The organism is Dermacoccus sp. PE3 (genome assembly GCF_001021715.1).
Taxonomy (GTDB): Bacteria; Actinomycetota; Actinomycetes; order Actinomycetales; family Dermatophilaceae; genus Dermacoccus; species Dermacoccus abyssi.
Map to the genome: position 1 here is coordinate 223,622 of NZ_LDCM01000004.1, position 17,335 is coordinate 240,956.

16 protein-coding genes and 1 pseudogene are annotated in these 17,335 nt (G+C 68.5%); 4 read left to right on the top strand and 13 right to left on the bottom strand.

The window, feature by feature from the left end; translation table 11 throughout:
* Positions 1-36: 36 nt before the first annotated feature.
* Positions 37-894, bottom strand: coding sequence for an RCC1 repeat protein (locus tag AA983_RS11435; RefSeq protein WP_047312393.1), 858 nt, complete (start codon positions 892-894; stop codon positions 37-39).
* Positions 895-1,127: 233 nt separating this feature from the next.
* Here AA983_RS11435 and AA983_RS15840 point away from each other — a divergent pair.
* A pseudogene (locus AA983_RS15840) lies at positions 1,128-1,250 on the top strand (leucine zipper domain-containing protein); the annotation flags it as partial.
* 106 nt (positions 1,251-1,356) lie between these two features.
* Here the strand turns inward: AA983_RS15840 and AA983_RS11440 are convergent.
* Together AA983_RS11440 and AA983_RS11445 are read right to left on the bottom strand one after the other, a co-directional pair.
* Positions 1,357-1,650 carry an addiction module antidote protein gene (locus AA983_RS11440; RefSeq protein WP_047312394.1) on the bottom strand — a complete coding sequence of 98 codons (294 nt, stop codon included), beginning with the start codon at positions 1,648-1,650 and terminating at the stop codon, positions 1,357-1,359.
* On the bottom strand, positions 1,643-1,879 hold the full coding sequence (locus AA983_RS11445; RefSeq protein ID WP_231579597.1) for a type II toxin-antitoxin system RelE/ParE family toxin: 237 nt from the start codon (positions 1,877-1,879) through the stop codon (positions 1,643-1,645). Before AA983_RS11445 ends, AA983_RS11440 begins: the two co-directional genes overlap by 8 nt.
* A gap of 337 nt (positions 1,880-2,216) precedes the next feature.
* On the opposite strand from AA983_RS11445, the gene AA983_RS11450 reads away from it, so the two are divergent.
* On the top strand, positions 2,217-4,481 hold the full coding sequence (locus tag AA983_RS11450; protein WP_047312395.1) for an AAA family ATPase: 2,265 nt from the start codon (positions 2,217-2,219) through the stop codon (positions 4,479-4,481).
* Positions 4,482-4,527: 46 nt separating this feature from the next.
* On the top strand, positions 4,528-4,860 hold the full coding sequence (locus AA983_RS11455) for a chorismate mutase (RefSeq protein ID WP_047312604.1): 333 nt from the start codon (positions 4,528-4,530) through the stop codon (positions 4,858-4,860).
* Between the two features lie 159 nt (positions 4,861-5,019).
* Here AA983_RS11455 and AA983_RS11460 read toward each other — a convergent pair whose 3' ends face one another.
* From AA983_RS11460 to AA983_RS11470, 3 genes are all read right to left on the bottom strand, one after another.
* Complete coding sequence (locus AA983_RS11460) at positions 5,020-5,832, bottom strand: acyl-CoA thioesterase II (RefSeq protein ID WP_047312605.1); 813 nt, start codon at positions 5,830-5,832, stop codon at positions 5,020-5,022.
* A 107-nt stretch (positions 5,833-5,939) separates the two neighbouring features.
* A complete protein-coding gene (locus AA983_RS11465; RefSeq protein ID WP_231579598.1) occupies positions 5,940-7,424 on the bottom strand; it encodes a S8 family serine peptidase in 1,485 nt (494 codons plus the stop codon).
* A 103-nt stretch (positions 7,425-7,527) separates the two neighbouring features.
* On the bottom strand, positions 7,528-8,520 hold the full coding sequence (locus AA983_RS11470) for a thermonuclease family protein (RefSeq protein WP_231579599.1): 993 nt from the start codon (positions 8,518-8,520) through the stop codon (positions 7,528-7,530).
* A 156-nt stretch (positions 8,521-8,676) separates the two neighbouring features.
* Here AA983_RS11470 and AA983_RS11475 point away from each other — a divergent pair, with 156 nt between their 5' ends.
* On the top strand, positions 8,677-10,092 hold the full coding sequence (locus AA983_RS11475) for a polysaccharide deacetylase family protein (RefSeq protein WP_047312396.1): 1,416 nt from the start codon (positions 8,677-8,679) through the stop codon (positions 10,090-10,092).
* A 58-nt stretch (positions 10,093-10,150) separates the two neighbouring features.
* On the opposite strand, the gene lysS is transcribed toward AA983_RS11475, so the two are convergent.
* The 7 genes from lysS to AA983_RS11505 form a co-directional block, all read right to left on the bottom strand.
* Positions 10,151-11,944, bottom strand: coding sequence for a lysine--tRNA ligase (gene lysS, locus AA983_RS11480; protein ID WP_047312397.1), 1,794 nt, complete (start codon positions 11,942-11,944; stop codon positions 10,151-10,153).
* A gap of 184 nt (positions 11,945-12,128) precedes the next feature.
* Positions 12,129-12,638 (bottom strand): DUF402 domain-containing protein, encoded by a 510-nt coding sequence (locus tag AA983_RS11485; protein WP_047312398.1) that lies wholly within the window; start codon positions 12,636-12,638, stop codon positions 12,129-12,131.
* 9 nt (positions 12,639-12,647) lie between these two features.
* Positions 12,648-13,316, bottom strand: a complete 669-nt coding sequence (locus tag AA983_RS11490) for a TetR/AcrR family transcriptional regulator (RefSeq protein WP_052947090.1) — start codon at positions 13,314-13,316, stop codon at positions 12,648-12,650.
* Positions 13,317-13,456: 140 nt separating this feature from the next.
* Entirely contained in the window at positions 13,457-13,636 is a 180-nt protein-coding gene (locus AA983_RS15520) for a hypothetical protein (RefSeq protein ID WP_197079009.1), read from the bottom strand.
* A 509-nt stretch (positions 13,637-14,145) separates the two neighbouring features.
* The gene (locus AA983_RS11495; RefSeq protein ID WP_047312399.1) at positions 14,146-15,429 is read right to left on the bottom strand and encodes an adenylosuccinate synthase; all 1,284 of its coding nucleotides are present in this window, start codon (positions 15,427-15,429) and stop codon (positions 14,146-14,148) included.
* A 154-nt stretch (positions 15,430-15,583) separates the two neighbouring features.
* A complete protein-coding gene (locus tag AA983_RS11500) occupies positions 15,584-16,564 on the bottom strand; it encodes a response regulator transcription factor (RefSeq protein WP_047312400.1) in 981 nt (326 codons plus the stop codon).
* Between the two features lie 252 nt (positions 16,565-16,816).
* Entirely contained in the window at positions 16,817-17,218 is a 402-nt protein-coding gene (locus AA983_RS11505) for a DUF3151 domain-containing protein (protein WP_047312401.1), read from the bottom strand.
* Positions 17,219-17,335: the final 117 nt, after the last annotated feature.

The following is a 17,335-nucleotide window of genomic DNA, read 5'->3' on the forward strand; positions in this document are numbered from 1 at the left end:
TCCGACGCACGGTTCGCCGTCTGAGCGCGCATTGGATCAGAGCAAGTGCGGCCAGCTCCCGACGTTGCACTGACCATGCTCGTCGCTGCCCGTCGCGAGCACGACCCCGTCCGCTCGGAGCCCGAGGGTGTGACGGGCGCCCGCGGCCACGGCGATGACATCCCGCCAATCCTGGACATCGCACTGGCCGTGGCTATTCGAACCGGCGGCCAAGACTCGCCCCGAGCCGGTGAGCCCCACGCTGTGGTGACTGCCTGCGGACACCTGGACGACGTTTCGCCACGTCAGGACGATGTCGACTCCGCTGTTTCTCGCACCAACAGCCAACGAGCTTCCGTCGACCGTGCACCCAAGCGTGTGGAGGTAGCCCGCCGAGACCCCGACCACATCCCGCCAACCGACCACGTCCAACTGCCCCGCTCGATTGTTCCCTGCAGCAAGAATGGTTCCGGCGGTCGTCACTCCGACGGAGTGCCAATCACCGCAGGTCACAGCCGTGACCCCACACCATTCATTGACGGCCGCCTGGCCCTCCGTGCTTCGGCCGGTCGCAACGACAGTCCCGTCCTGACAGACGCCCAACGTGAAGCGCCACCCGGCAGCAACAGTTCGAATACTGTTCCACGACCTGACATCACACTGACCGTTCCCGTTCCAACCGACGGCGAGAACAGTGCCGTCAGACTTCAGACCCACGGTGTGAGACTTGCCGGTGTTGGTGAACGCGTGCACGTTCCCCGCCGCTACGGCCACGATGTCGCTCCACCCGCCCACGGCCCCTTCGCCGGCGGAATCACCCCCGGACGCGACCACCGTGCCGTCACTGCACAAACCCACAGAGTGGCGACACCCGGCAGCGAGGTGGTTCGCGAGGGAAACAGAATGGCTCGGCATGGTCCCAGTCTGCTGCGCCTAGCTGTGAAGACCAGGAACGTTGGTCCGGTCTGTGCGAAGCGGCGACGCACGATGATCTGATCGGGTGACAAACGAAGGCCTCGCTAGGTGCAATTGGAGTGTCTGGTTCCCACACCACGCCGGAAGGCCTTCAGTGCCCCACGCTGCCCGCTCCAACACCGCTCACACAGTCCGTACCCGCTTGTGTCTGGCCCGATGATCATCGACGACGGGTGGCACTCGCGCCGCGGAACGCTTGTGATGTGTCGTGGAGAACCGCCGCGAAATGGGCGATCCGTTACACGAGTGAAGGCGGTGACGGCCTACAGGATCGCTCCAGCCGTCCACCTCGCCAGCCTCGTTGGACTCGCAGACTCGAGCCGGGACGTGAGGCATCGAGTGAGGCCAGCGCCGCCATGAAGACACCTGAAGGGCCCTGCTACGCGGCGAAGCACGCGTGGGTCAGGCGACAGCCTCGAACGACAGGCGAAGCCCGAGCGCCTCGCTCACCTTCAGCACGGTCGTCCAGGTGGGGTTGCCCTGGTCGGACAGGGCCTTGTACAAGCCGTCGCGGCTCATGCCGACCCGGCGGGCGAGTTCGCTCATGTTGCCCGACCGGGCGATGACCCCCAGAGCGCGGGGCACCGCGGTCGGGTCCTCGTGAGACTCCTCGAGGGCGATTTGCAGGTAGCCGGCGACGTCCTCGATGTTCTCGAGGTAGCTCGCGGCGTCGAATCGGGTGTAGGTCTCAGTCATCGTGCCCCCCCTGCGTGTTCCAAGCGCTGGCCAGTTGCCGCGCCTTGGCGATGTCGTCGGTCTGGGTGGACTTGTCCCCGCCGCACAGCAGCAGGACCACCTGCTGACCTCGGCGCGTCAGGTAGATCCGGTATCCGGGGCCGACGGTGAGACGCAGCTCCAGGACGCCGCCACCGACCGGTTTCGCATCGCCGAGGTTGCCGGCGCTCAGACGATCGAGACGGGCCAAGATCCGCAGACGGCCTTACCTGTCCTTCAGCCGACGCAGCCAACGATCGAAGTCCTGGGTGGTGAGAACCTCGAACATGTGTCGATTATAGTCGACAGAGGGTATTCGGGCCAGAGCTCTCCAAGAGGTCCGCTCCTCTGCAGGAGTGGGCGCGAAGGTCGGTCGTGCGCCGCGCGAGTACTTGCTTGCACAGGGCTGACGTCGCTCGACCCGAGCGGGCCGCACAGGCGTGCGTGAGACGGGCGCCGGGCGGGGCGTGATCGCACACCGAGCGACGACTAAGCTGGAGTGCCACCCTGCGAGGGTGAACGGACCGCACGGCGATGGGAAACACTGCGTGAGCACAGCTCAGGGCACACGTTCGCACGAAGAACTGCCCGACGAGGTGAAGCACGAGATCGCGCACGAGCAGGCGCACGTCGATCGCGTGTACTCCGAACTGGCGAAGGCCGGCGAGCGCGTCCAGCTCGTCGAGAGCGAAGGCCTCGCGCGCGGGCGCGCGAGCCGCTCCGGCGACATGCGTGACGAGGAGAAGGCCGGCCTGTTCGAACGCGACGCCCTCATGTTCTCCGCGGGCAAGCGCCGCGCCACTCTCGAGCAGCAGTTCGAGGGACTCGTCTTCGGACGCCTCGACATGGACCACGCGATGAGCTCCGACGGTTCCGGCTCGGTCTCCACCGGCTCCGGCGACGACCTCGAGGTGCGCTACATCGGCCGCCTCGGCGTGCGTGACGACGAGTACGAGCCCCTCGTCATCGACTGGCGCGCCCCCGCGGCGTCGCCCTTCTACCGCGCGACGCCGGTGGCCCCCGAAAACGTCGTGCGCCGGCGTGTGCTGCGCTGCCGCGACGCGAACGTGCTCGGCGTCGAGGACGACCTCATGGTCGTCGAGGCGCCCGAGGGCATGACGGTCGTCGGCGACGGCGCGCTCATGGCGGCGCTCACCCGTTCGCGCGGCGCGCAGATGCGCGACATCGTCGCCACGATCCAGCGTCACCAGGACGAGGCCATCCGGGCCGACGCGCGCGGCGTCACCCTCATCACGGGAGGCCCGGGTACGGGCAAGACCGTCGTCGCGCTGCACCGCGCGGCGTACCTGCTCTACTCCGATCGCCGCCGCTTCGAGTCGGGCGGCATCCTCGTCGTCGGCCCGTCGTCCGCGTACACCGCCTACATCGAGCGCGTGCTGCCCTCACTCGGTGAGGACTCCGTCGCTCTCCGAGCCCTCGGCGACGTCGTGGGCGGCATGACGGCAACGCGCCTCGACACCCCGGAGGCCGCCCGCATCAAGGGCACGCTCAGCATCCGCACGGTGCTCTCGCGCGCGGCGAAGGACGTGGCACCCGACGCGCCGGGGAGCCTGCGCGCGATGGTCGCGGGCCTCGCCGTCAACCTCGACGAGCCGACGTTGCGTCGCATCCGCGGCCGCCTGCTCTCTCACCACCAGCACAACAAGCTCGCGGGCGACCCTAGCGATGTTGTCAGCGAACTCGCTTCTGCCGCATGGAATCAGGTGCGCACGCACACGAACATGGAGCGAACCGAGTTCATCGATCGGTTCGAGGACAGCCGTGACGTCGAGGCGTTCGTCGCCGACTGGTGGCGCCCGATCGACCCGCGTCAGGTGCTCCTGTGGCTCACCGACGCGGGCCGCCTGGCGCGCTTCGCCCGTGGCGTCCTCACCGACGCCGAACAGGCCGAGCTCGTCCGCTCGTTCGAGGCCGCCCTCGCCACCGGTGAGTGGTCCGTGGCCGACGTCGCCCTCGTCGACGACCTGCTCGCGCGCCTCGCCGAGGTGCCGGAGGCCCAGCGTGAGGAACGCGGCTTCTACGAGATCGAGGAGTTCGAGAGCCTCTCGGACTACGGCGTCACCGAGGTCGAGGTGACCGGTTCGCGCCGCCAGAGCCACGACGTCGGCTACGAGGTGACGCCGAAGGATGCCCGTGAGCGCCTGCTCGCCGGACGCCTGACGCGCGCGGACGAGTACAGCCACGTGCTCGTCGACGAGGCGCAGGACCTCTCCCCCATGCAGTGGCGGGCCGTCGGCCGCCGCGGGCGCTACGCGTCGTGGACCGTTGTGGGCGACCTCGCGCAGGCGTCGTGGCCGGACCTCGAAGAGGCCACTGCGGCGCGCGACGAAGCGTTCGGCTCGAAGAAGCGTCAGAGCTTCCACATGACAACGAACTACCGCAACGCGCGCGAGATCTTCGACTTCGCCGCCGAGCTCATCCGCCGCTACGTGCCGGACGCCGACATCCCGCAGGCCGTTCGCGAGACCGGCAATCACCCGACGTCGGTCACGGTGTCCCCGAACGACGTTCTCGCCCAGGCCCGCTCGGAGGTCGCCACGGTGCTCGAGCAGGTCGACGGCAGTGTCGCCGTCATCGCTCCTGCGAAGTGGCGTGAGGTTCTCGAGGAACTCGACGGACGTTCGGGGCGCGTCGTCGTCATCGACCCGATGTCGACGAAGGGCCTGGAGTACGACGCGACGCTCGTTGTCGACCCCGATGAGATCACAGCGGAATCGCCTGGCGGCGCCCGGGTTCTCTATGTTGTGCTGACTCGTGCCGCGCATCGCATGACGGTGCTCGACGTCCGCTGACCCCGATGCGAAGGCCCCTGCCATGACGACCACCCCCGAGCCTGCCATGCCGCCGAGCGACGGTGGGCGTTCGCCACACAGTTCCGTGGCCGGTACGTCGGACGAGGTGCTGGGCGCTTACCGGCGCAGCATCGACAACATCGACGCGGCGATCATCCACATGCTCGCCGAGCGCTTCCGCATCACGCAGGCCGTGGGTGAGTACAAGGCGACGCACGAGCTGCCGCCGGCAGACCCGTCGCGCGAGGAGCGTCAGGTTGCGCGGCTGCGCGCGCTGGCGACCGAGTCGGGCCTCGACCCGGAGTTCTCGGAGAAGTTCCTGCGCTTCGTAATCGACGAGGTCATCCACCACCACGTGCGCGCCGCCGAGCGTGGCTGACTCGTAGGACCGCAGCGCAGCGAGGATCCTGCGAGTCAGCCACGCGACAAAGGCGCGCCAAAAACACCGTGCCGCCGAGCGCACATGGATCGTAGGACCGCAGCGAAGCGAGGATCCTGCGACTCAGCCACGCGACAAGGGCGCGCAAAGTGCCTGAACTCAGCCGAAGACGGCCACCGTCTGGCGGCTGATGACGACGGGCTCACCGCTCGCCGTGTACACCCGGGCGGCCGTGTGGCCGTAACCGTCGTGCGCAGCATCGGTGGTCACTTCGTACCACCAGCGGTCGGCGCCGGTTCCGGTGACGGGCGCGACGAAGTCCATCGTCCACGTCATCGTCGACATCGGGACGACCTTGGTCAGCATCTGTCCTGCTGCGGGCGGCCAGCAGTCGACGAGTGCCACGAGGTGCGCGAGCCCGAAGTCGTCCGTGGGCTCGCGGAAGCTCATGTAGCCGTGCATGTCGCCGTCCTCGCCGCCGCTGAACGGCCCACGGCCCTTCGCGAGGCGCATGTCGAGGCGCGCGATTAACTCGGGCGTCATGCCTTCGACGTAAGGAATCGGCGTGAGCGAGTCGTGCTCGGGAAGGCCCTTGCCGAGCGGTGACGCCGCGAGGGAGAGCGACGACGGGCGCGCCGCACCGATCGTCACGAGCGCGACGGCCCGCACCGACTCGACGCCCGAGGCGTCGGCCTGCGTCGCGCGGGCCTCCACCTGCGTCGCGGACTTGCCCTGACGCAGCACCTCGGCCGTGACGCGTGCGTCACCGGCTTCGACGGGGCCGACAAAGTTGATCGTCATGGCCCGCACGTCCTGCTCCGGCAGGTCCACCGCGGCGAGAACGCGGCTGAGCATCGCGCCCGCGACGACGCCACCGAACGTGGCACGACCCTGTCCCCAACCGGGCGGAACGACGACGCTCTCACCGTCGCGGGCCGCTGTGAAGAGGACGTCGAGGGGGTGATCGCTCATGAACGCGATGCTAGTGGCCGCCGTTGACGCCGAACACCCGCCGTTCATCGCTCGGCCCGCCCCCGCAATACGCGAGGTCGGGCCGATGCGAACGAACAGGAGGAACGTCAGCCGCCGACAGCCTTCAAGGCGTCGACGAGCCCAGCGCCGTAGTAACCACTGCCCTGCTTCTTGCCTTCGCACGTCGCGTCGTTCACGCCGTCACGGTCCTGGTCGTAGAACTCGGGGCACGCAAGAGGGTTCGCCTGGCGCTTCAGGGTGGAGATCGTCTGCTTGGCGTTGAGGCCTGTTTGCGTGCCGCGCAGCAGCGCCACGACGCCCGCCGCATGCGGCGAAGCCATGGAGGTGCCCTGCTTGTAGCCCCAGCCACCGCCGACAACGGTGGACAGGATGCGCCCGTTCTTGCTCGGAGTGTCAGCGGGAACGCGGCTGTCACCACCCGGTGCGGCCACGTCGACGACACCGCGACCGTAGTTGGAGAAGTAGGACTTCACAGCCGTGGGGCCGACCGAGGACACCGCAACGGTGTTGCCGGCCTCGGCGGGGATGTCGTAGCAGCGGTGGTCCGTTTCACGCGGCTGCGGGTCATCGGAGTTGTTCGGGCTGCCGGTGTCGGTGATGGGTTTCGACAGATCCCAGCCCGAATTGCCTGCTGCGGCGACGTTGACGACGTCCTTCTTCTCGCTGTACTTGAGTGCGCGATTCACGGCCTCGATGACGGGTCGCTGCTCGGGGTCTGCCTTGCACCACAGGAAGTACGGGTCGATGAAGTACGAATTGTTCGTCACCTCCATGCCCTTGTCAGCCGCCCAGACGAAGCCGCAGATCGCGTACTCGGGGTAGATGTACCCGTCGTCGTCGACGACCTTGACCGCTGCCAGCTTGACGTTCGGCGCGACGCCGACGATACCCGTGCCGTTCCGGGCACCCGCGATGGTGCCGGCGACGTGTGTTCCGTGGTCGGATGTCGTGGGCTGCCAGGCCTTCGGGTTGGTGTTCGGCACCCCTCGGTCGTTGCAACTCACGGATTGAGAGGGGTCGACGTTGGCCGCGAGATCGCTGTGATCGGCTTCGATTCCGCTGTCGAGGACGCCGACGGTGATCGCCCGGTTGCCGTCGGTCTTGCGGTGGGCCTTGTCGGCGCCGATCTGACGCATGTCCCACTGGTCCGCGTTGAGGGCTTCCTTCGTGTCGTCGCCGCCGGAGGTTCCGGGGCCCAGTCCCGTCACTTCGCCGTCAGGGACAACGTTGCCCGCTCCCGCGAGGGCGCTCATGGCGCGCGTTGGACCAGCTGCGACGACGCCCGGACGTTTGCGCGCCTTGTCGTCGAAGGCGCCGTCGGAGGCCTGAGCGATGACGACGCCGATCTGCGGCCATTCCTGAACGACAGTGCCGCCCGCCGCCTTCGCTGCAGCGGTTGCCTTGTCGGTGCCCTTTCCCGCCTGAAGCACGACGAAGGACGTCGGCGAAGGGAGGGGTTCGGAGGGCACGGGCGGCGCAGCCTGAGCCGGTGCCGACAACACCGCGAAGCTTGCCGCGGCTCCGGTAGCCGCGCACGTGGCGACGGCCTTACGCATGAAGGTGTGGTTCACGAAGATCCTCCTGATTCGGGCCGCACGGTTGCGACCGCTGTGAACTGTGCCATACCACAAGGGAATTGGTTCAGTTACTCGCCAGGAACTTTTCAGGAAGCGCTCAGGCGCGGGCCACGCGCCACCCCGCCGCGAGAGCTTCGCTTTCGGAACAGAACCAGCGCTCGCCCTTGCCCGTCGAGATCTTGGTGCGCTCGTACGCCGAGTCGCCCGGGCGATGAGCGATCTTCTCGCCGTCGGAGTTGATGTTGCCCTTGATCGAGCAGGCGCCCGGCTCACTCGTCGAGGCTGAGGGGGCGGCCGAGGGTTTCACCGCAGGCGCGGAGGCGGTAGGGGCCGGCTGCGCAGGCGCCGTGGTGGCGAGCCCCTCGTGGAACCTGTTGCACGGCGGCCCCCACGTGCCGCGCTTCGCCGTCTTCGCCCGGTTCATCGCCGCCAGGTATTCGAGCCGGTGCGCGTACGGCCCGTCGTAGGTGTACTCCTTGCCGAACCCGCCCTCGATCTGCGCGAGCGCGACGTTGGTCGAACCGCCGACGAAGACGTGGCGCAACAGGCGCCCGTACCGATCGCGCTCCCCCTGGCTCGGATCGGCCTCGAGCTGAACCTGCTTGCTCTGCACGAGCGACTGCATGTTGCTGCTCGCCTCCTTGCCGAAGCACTGGACCGGCGCGTTCGGCTTACGCGTCTCCGGGGTGTCGAGCCCGATGATGCGGATGCTCTCCTTCACCCCGCTGATGCGCACCTTGATGGTGTCCCCGTCCGAGATGCCGACGACGTCGTACAGCGGCCCCGCGCCTGTGCCCGCACCGATGCCGCGACGGTCGCCGTCCGCCCCTTCGGCCGATGACGTGCTGCTCGGGTCGCTCGACGCGTCGCTGGAGTTGCCGGACTTGTGGGCGTCATCCGACGCGGTCGGTGTGGACGACGGAGCATCGGTCGGCGGCGACGTCTCGTCGGTGGGTGCCTCAGTGCTGCTCGTGGTCGAGGCATCCGACGGTGATGGCGAAGAGTCGAGCGAGCCACACCCCGTCACGCCCAGCACGGCCGCCGAGAGAAACAACGAGCAGGTGGCAATGCGGGAGCGAGAACGAAGCACGCCCCGAACTCTAGGAGACGCCACCGACAACGTCGGGCCGTTTGCAGGAGAAACGAACCCCTCGGTCCGCAGGGTGCCCGATCGGGCGTGGCCGGTCTCGGGCGACACTCCCTTCCCGTCCAGCCGCCACCGAGGTGACGGTGGAATGATTGCGCAGTGAGAACGTCTCGTCGCTTCGCTGCCCTCGCCCTCGTCGCTGCCACTGCTGTTGCGGGGTGCACGACGGACGACCCGTCCGGCTCGTCGTCGGGCTCGAAGGGCGCCTCGGCGAAGCCGAGCGTCAGCGTCTCCTCGTCGGCGCCCAAGGTGTCGCCGGTGAAGCTCGAACTCGACGCCTCCGACGTTCGTGCCGAGAGCTCGTGGAACGCCCCCCGCTACTCGGCACAGTGGCCCGCGCTCCCGGGATCGGAGAAGCTCTCCGAAGCGCTCGAGCGCCAGATCCAGAGCTGGCGTCGCGATTACGTCGGCACGTACTCGGGGCCGCGTTCCGGCATGACGGTCGTGTGGGAGCCCGTCGTCAACGCCTCGGGGCTGTACGGCATCCGGCTCCGACACACCGTCACGGCAGCCGATTCTGCGGCCACCTCGACGACGCTGTACGGCGACGGTGACTCCTCCTTCACCTCGCTCCAGCTCATCGACGACTCGCAACGCGCCGCCCTCGTCAAGGAACTCGAACGTCAGGCCGTGCAGGTCAACGGCGGCGGCGAGCCGTTCGAAGGCGCCACACCCGAGGAAGTCTTCACCGACGTCAGCTTCACCCCCGACGGCACCCTCGTCGCCGCCGTCGCCGAGGGAACGATCGGGCCCATGTCGGCCGGGCAGCACTACGCCACGGTGAAGAACCCGGAGCGCTACCTCTCCGACGACGGGCGCCGCGTGCGCGAGGCCGCGATGAAGAGCCTGGCGTCGAGTACGTCACCGGCGCCGTCGACGTCCACCACCAAGCCGGAGAACGCCGGCAAGAAGACCGACTGCACCAAGGCCAAGTGCATCGCGCTGACCTTCGACGACGGCCCGGGCCCGTACACGAACTCGATCCTCGACACCCTCGAGAGGAAGAAAGCGCGCGCCACCTTCTTCACCCTCGGCCCGGCCGTCCAGGCGGCGCCCGCCACCGTGCGGCGCATGGTGAAGCTCGGCATGGGGGTCGGCAACCACAGTTGGTCGCACCCGCAGTTCACCACCCTCACCGACGCCCAGGTGACGAGCGAGATCACCCGCACCGCCGACGTTCTCAAGAAGATCACGGGCAGTGACCCGGTCGCCGTTCGCCCGCCCTACGGCGCCTACACCGAGGCGACGCCGCACGCCGGCGCGCCCTTCGTCCTGTGGGACATCGACACCGAGGACTGGAAGAACCGCAACGCTGACACGACGACCAAGCGTGTCGTCGACGGCGCGCACCCGGGCGCCATCGTCCTCATGCACGACATTCACCCGTCGACGGCGAAGGCCGTGCCCGGCATCGTCGACGAGCTGCAGAAGCAGGGTTACACCCTCGTCACGATCGACGAGCTGATCCCGTCGATGACGAAGGACGGCGTTTACTCGAGCGCGCCGACGAAGTAGGCACGACATGACGAAGCCCGCTCACCTCGTGAGGTGAGCGGGCTTCGTCACGGCTCGATCAGGGCGTGACGAGTTCGCGCAGACGCTGCGGGCCGACGGCCAGCAGGAGCGTGGGAAGGCGCGGGCCCGTGTCCTTGCCGATGAGCAGGTTGTAGAGCAGCTTGAAGAACTCCCTCTGGCTCGCACCGAGCTCGGCGGCCGTCTCGGGGTCGGCCTTGCGGTCGGGGCGGAAGTTCGCGTCCTTGCCCGCCTGCACCTTCGGCACGCCGTAGACCTGGGTGGTGAGTCCGTCGAGCGTCCACGCGTCCTCGATGCGGCCGAGGCCCTCGGCGCCGTCGACGCCCTTACCGTCGAGCAGGATGCGGAGCTGCTCGCGCTGCGAGTCGGTGGCCGCGGCAATGCCTGCCTCGTCCTTCGTCTCACGCACGACAGTGCGCTCGTCGTCGGGCATGTACCGCTCGACCCAGCGCTCCACACAGCTCAGGCGCGGACGCAGGACGTCGAGGCTCGACGGCGCGTTCGCCGGGTCGAGGTTGCCGACGATGCGAAGCGTCTGCTCCTCATCGCCCGTCGTGATGTCGTTGATGCTCGCGAGGGTGCGGTAGGCCACCGGGTGCGGCGTGGAGGGCAGCTCGCCCTCGGCCGTCGTCGAGGCGCGCACGAGCGCAGCCACGTCACCGGGCTGGCCCTTCTCGGAGCCCACCTTGGCCACGAGCGCGTCCCACTCGTCGTACATGCGCTGCACGTCGGAGTCGAACGCGACGGTGAAGCTCTGGTTGGGCTTCTTACGCGCGTACAGCCAGCGCAGCAGCGCGGGCTCCATGATTGTCAGGGCGTCGGTGGGAATCGGCACGCCACCCTTGGACGAGCTCATCTTCGCCATGCCCTTGATGCCCACGAAGGCGTACATCGGGCCGAGGGGACGCTCCCACCCGAAGATGGGTGCCACGTCCTTGCCGACGACGAATGAACTGCCGGGGCTCTGGTGGTCGACGCCGGAGGGCTCGAAGACGACGCCCTCGTACTTCCAGCGCATCGGCCAGTCGATCTTCCACACGAGCTTGCCGTTGTGGTGCTCGCGCAGAACGACCGTCTCCTCGTGGCCGCAGCGGCACGTATAGGTGAGGTCGGTGGTCTCGTCGTCGTAGGCGGTGACGGTGGTGAAGTCGGTGCCGCACTTCGAGCAGTAGGGCTTGTACGGGTAGTAGCCGCTCGAGCTGCCGCCGTCGTCCTCACCGGCCGCGCCGGAGCCCTCTTCTGCCTCGGCCGCCGCGGCCTGCTCCTCCTCCGACAGGACGGGCGCCTTCTTGCCACCCTTGACGGGCTTCGCAGCGGCGTCGTCCTTGGGAAGCGTGCGGTAGCGGGCGAGGATGGCGTCGAGCTCGTCGCGCTTGCTCATCGCGAAGAGGATCTCGTCGGTGTAGGCCCCGGACGTGTACTGCTCGGTCTGGCTGATGCCGCGGTAGACGACACCGAGGGCGTCGAGGCCGGCCTCGAACTCGGTGCGGAAGTGCTCGGCCCAGCTCGACGCGCTGGAACCCTTCGGCGCAGGCACGCGCGTGAGCGGCATGCCGATGTACTGCTGCCAGGAGTCGTCGACGTTCGGGACGTTGGGCACCTTGCGGTAGCGGTCGAAGTCGTCCCAGCTGATGATGTGCTCGCACTCGACGCCGCGGCGGCGGATCTCGTCGACGACGAGGTGCGGGGTCATGACCTCGCGCAGGTTGCCGAGGTGCACCGGGCCAGAGGGGCTGATGCCGGAGGCGACGACGACCTTCGTGCCGCGGCGTTCGGCCTCGGCGATCGTCTCGTCGGCAAGTCGGGAAACCCAATCGGCGTCGGGCGGCAGCACAGTAGTCACCCGGCCAGTTTAGAGGGCGGCGGCGCGGCAGCTCGACCGGGTTTCGGCGCGTTTGGCGACGGAGGGGTCACCTCATGCCGTTGGGCGGAGTTTGCTGCGGTCGGGCCGAGGCAGCGACTACCCAACCGCAGGGAAGTCTGCCCAGCGCCGAGGGCGTCGAGCGGGCGTACTCGGCTCAGATCTTGGCGAGCCAGGCTCGGTGGGAGCCGTCGAAGGGCGCTTCACCGTTCTCGATCATCGAGCGGACGGCGTCGGCCGCTTCGCGAGCAGCCGTGACGAGCCGTGCCGGGTAGGCGAAGTCGCGCGTGTGCGCCTCGAACTCGTCCTCGTCGTCGATCTCGACGACGCCCGTCGTCCCCTTGATGACGTCGAGGTCGAGGTCGAGCGTGAAGGCTTCGCCCTGGTTGACGGTGGTCGGCGTCGTGATGTCGACGTAGACCTCGATCGTGCGACTGCGCCCGGCGGGTTCGGCGTTGAACGTGGCGACCCACCACTGCTCGTCAGGAATGAGCACGACGTGGTTGCACGGCACCTTCTGGCTCGTGCCGGGCTTGCTCACCTCGGTGCCCTTGCGCCCGCCGAGCCACAGGCCGTTGGCGTCCTGGCCGAGGATCTCCAGTTCGCTGCCCCAGTGCTCGTCGCCGTTGTACTTGCCGAATTGAAGTCGTGTTTTCTCGCGCGCCACGTCGTCAGCCTACCGAGAGGGGTGGTTCGGAGCGTCCGATGCGAACTTCGGCGCGATGACGGACCGGACGGCACGACGAACGGGTGAGGGCAGCCGGGAGAACCGCGCGAGGGTTCGGTCGAGTTCGCGCAGTGTGGCGAAGGAGCCCGACAGCGCGCCCGGTTCGGCGCCGTCGACGAGCACTGTGCCGAGCATGCCCGACAGGGCTGCCTCGACGACGCTCGCGGGCGAGACGAGCCCCTCGACGGGACTGTCGACCATCGCTCGCTCGAGCGCCTCGCCGACGACCGTGCGCCACTCGCCGAGCAACTCCCGCGCCAGCTTCGCCAGCGCCTCGTCCTGCCCCGCAGCGGCGAGGAGCTGAGCCATGAGCGCCGCACCGCCGTCAGCGCGGTCGGTGCCGAGTTCGGCCTTCACGGTGTCGAGGACCTCGCCGAGCCCGTGGGCCGAGGCGAGGGCCTCGCGGTACCGCTCAAGCGCCTCGTCGACGGACTCGCGGTAGGCGGCCGCGACGAGGTCGCCCAGGGTGCCGAAGTGGTAGAAGATCAGCGCCTGGTTGACGCCTGCCTCGGCCGCCACGGATCGCGCCGTGACGGACGCGAGTCCGCGCCGTCCGACGATCGTGACGACGGCCGCACGGAGACGGCGCTGGGTGAGTGCGGCTGCTTCCCTCGCCATGGAACTCCTCCCCCGAAACCCTTGAGGAGTCGCTCAATGAGCCCTACATCAGCAATTGAGCAACCGCTCAAATTTGCGGAGAAGGGCGGAACGCCATGTCACAGCAGGTCACCTCGGGTACGACGCGTCCGACGCCCCCCTCACCCGGCTTCTCGCGGAACGACGCTCGACTCGTGGCGATCCTGAGCGGAGGACTCGGCGCTCTCGGCGCAGTGGTCGGACTCGCCGTCGGTCTCAGGACATATACGCCGACGGCGTGGTTTGCGGCGCTCGAGGTCGGTGCGCCCGCTGCCTGGCTCGGGGTTGATGCTCGGACTCACCATCGTCGGAGTGCGCCGCCTGGCCGCCCGGCGCCGTCGCGCTCACTGATCACGGACCCGACATCGTCCCTTCTTTTGCGCGACCGGATGCCCCGCCCACCACAAGCACAGAAATCTTCCCCACGTGTGCGCAAGCAAGCGCCTTGCACACCACGAGGGAAGAGACCTTCCCTTCTTGCGCGCAAGCAGACGTCTTGGACACAAGAAGGGAAGAAAACATCCCAATTCGGACCGACCCGACCCGACGCGACGCAGGCCATGTACCGAAGACGCGGACGAGGTCACGTCCGAGCAGCAACGAAAGCCGAAACCCTCCCCCAGAACGGCACCACGCGGGAAGCGGACGCCGTGAGGTCGAGCGCGGCGCGAAGCAGCGGCTGAGCTTGCGAAGCCGGTGCGAGCCCCGCGCCCGACCTCACGGCCCGAAGCCCTGTCGCACCGAGCGAAGGCCCCCGAATTGCGAGCTTGCTCGCAGTTCGGGGGCCTTCGCCGGAAGACGGGGCAAGGGATTACACCAGCTCGTGGCGTTGAATGATCTCGTCGCGGCCGGGGCCGACGCCGATGGCGGAGATGCGTGCGCCGATCTGCTCCTCGACGAAGAGGATGTACTTCTGCGCGTTTTCCGGCAGGTCCTCGAAGGTGCGGCAGCCGGTGATGTCCTGCTTCCAGCCGGGGAGCATTTCGTAGACGGGCTTCGCGTGGTGGAAGTCGGTCTGGTTCTCGGGCATCTCGTCGAAGCGCTTGCCGTCGACCTCGTAGGCGACGCAGACGGGGATCTCGTCGAAGGTGTCGAGGTTGTCGAGCTTCGTCACGACGAAGTCGGTGACGCCGTTGACGCGTGCGGCGTAGCGGCCGATGACGACGTCGAGCCAGCCGACGCGGCGCGGGCGGCCGGTCGTCGTGCCGAACTCGTGGCCGATCTCGCGGAGGGTGTCGCCGACCTCGTCGTGCAATTCGGTGGGGAACGGGCCCTCGCCGACGCGCGTGGTGAACGCCTTGAGGATGGCGATGACGCGGTCGATGCGCGTGGGCGGGATGCCGGCGCCGGTGCAGGCGCCCGCGGAGATGGCGTTGGACGACGTCACGTACGGGTAGGTGCCGTGGTCGACGTCGAGCAGCGTGGCCTGGCCGGCCTCGCAGAGGACGACCTCGTCGGCGTCGAGAGCCTTGCCGAGGAGCAGGGACGTGTCGGCCACCATGGGGCGCAGGCGCTCGGCGTACTGCAGCAGGTCCTCGACGACCTCGTCGACCTCGATGGCGCGGCGGTTGTACGTCTTGACGAGCAGCTGGTTCTTCAGTTCGAGCGCCGCTTCGACCTTCTGGCGCAGGATCGACTCGTCGAAGATGTCCTGCACGCGGATGCCGATGCGGTTCATCTTGTCGGCGTACGTGGGGCCGATGCCGCGGCCGGTGGTGCCGATCTTGCGCTGGCCGAGGAAACGCTCGGACACCTGGTCGATGACCTTGTTGTAACGCGGGATGAGGTGCGCGTTGGAGGACACGACGAGCTTGGACGTGTCGACGCCGCGGGCCTCGAGAGCGTCGAGCTCCTCGAAGAGGACGCCGAGGTCGACGACAACGCCGTTGGCGATGACGGGCGTGACGCCCGGCGTCAGGATGCCCGAGGGCAACAGGTGCAGGGCGTACTTCTCGCCGCCCACGACGACGGTGTGGCCAGCGTTGTTACCGCCGTTGAACTTCACGACGTAGTCGATGCGACTTCCGAGGAGGTCGGTGGCCTTGCCCTTGCCTTCGTCGCCCCACTGGGCACCGACGAGCACGATTGCCGGCATGCGGATCAACTGCCTTTGGTTGCTGCTGGGCCGACGCCCTCGGGCGCGGCGCGTGCCGTGCGGCACACCCGCGCGGGGCGTCGACTCTTACCGCCCAAGGGTACCCGCTCGCCCCGTCGGGGCCGTGATGACGCTCACGGCGGCATGGGGACGTTCAGGCTCCGGAGCTTCTTCGCTGACCTGAGCCGACGATTCCGCGCTCGGTCAGTTCGACCGCCAGTTGGAAGCGTGTCTCGACGTCGCACTCGTCCATGAGGGCAGCGATCCGACGGCGGACGGTGCGCAGGCTGACGCCGAGCACGCGGGCGATGGCCTCGTCCTTGAGGCCGGCCTGCATGAGCTCGACGAGACGCTCCGATGTCGTGTCGACGCCGTCGTCGACGGTGGTCGAGGCTGCCCAGAGGCGGTCGAACAGTTCGACGAAGGCCCGCACGACGACCGGGTCCCGCAGCACGGCGTATCGGCCCTCGTCACCGCCCCACTCGGTGTTGGCGAGGACGAGATCGGTGCCGTAACAGACGAATTCGTTCGGAATGTGGTTGGCGAGGCGCTGACTCTCCCCCATGGCCGCCCACTGGGCCACCTCGAGGGTGCGGCTGCTCGCGGCGTCGAACTCGTGCAGTCCGTAGAGCCCGCGCCCCTCCTCGACGAGGCGGCACAGGACGGGCTGTTCGTCGGGCGTGAAGGCGACGGCGTCGGTGTGCGTCATGCGGATGGGGCCGGACGTCGACGCCGCGAGGTGCTCCATGACATCGGCAAGGCCGGAGGCGTCGATGTACTCGCGGGCCGGCTCGTCGGACGACGAGTGCTCCTGCCCCGCACGGTGGTCGCCGGCGAATCCGTCGATGGCGTCACGCAGCCGGGCGAGGTCTCGGCGTCGCTCCGCGAGGCGCGCCTCCTCGGCCGAGAGGATGCGTTCGAGGCCGGCGCGCGGGTGGTCGGCCTGGACAAGGCCTTCCTCGTTGATCCGCACGAGCCGCATGGCGCGCAGCGCCTCTGTGGCGTCGTCGATCTCGGCGGTGGACCGGTTGAGGCGCGCGGCATACACGGACGCGGGACGCGCCTGATCGCGCAGCACCTGGCGGTAGAGCTGTTCGGCGAGATCGTCGAGGCCGAGGACGGCGAGGCTGTTCACGCGTCCACATTAGGACAGACGAAGGGGACATGACCCCTCCCGGCCATGCCCCCCTCGTCCCCGCCACCGCGGACGGCGGCGAACGATGCACGCGTCGTTCCCTCTTCGTTCGCTCGTCCCCCGGAGACGAACGCTCCCTGAACGCGCCATCGCACAGCTGTGACGCGCGTCGGTGCTGGTTGGTTCCCTCGATTCGCCGCGACGTCGCGAAAGCAGGCGCCGCGTGTGGCGGACCGCTCCCACCTGCTCGGGTCAGAGACCGAGTTCGCGAGCGCCCGTCGTGGAGGAGTCACGCAGGAAATCGGCGCAGCGACGCTGTTCATCCGTCTCGCCGATGTCGCCGGCCGCCTTGCTCAGCGCTGCGAGGGCGCGCAGGAAGCCGCGGTTGGGCTCGTGCTCCCACGGCACAGGGCCCTGACCGCGCCACCCGGCCTTGCGCAGCGAGTCGAGCCCGCGGTGGTAGCCGGTGCGTGCGTAGGCGTACGCCTCGACGGTCTCACCGTCGTCGAACGCGTCTTCGGCGAGCTGCGCCCACACCAGCGAGCTCGCCGGGTACATACGGGCCACGTCACGCGGGTGGACCCCGGCGTCGAGCTTGGCGGCAGCCGGGTCGACGTCGAGCTTGGTCTCGGGGATGCCCAGAAGATTGTCCATGAGGCCATTCAAGCATCGGGTTCCGACAACGCTGCTGCACCGTCGGGTGCGGTTGCGGGGACTTCCCGCCCGGGCATTGTCATGAATGCCGTGTGGCCCCGAGCGGAACGTCCCCCA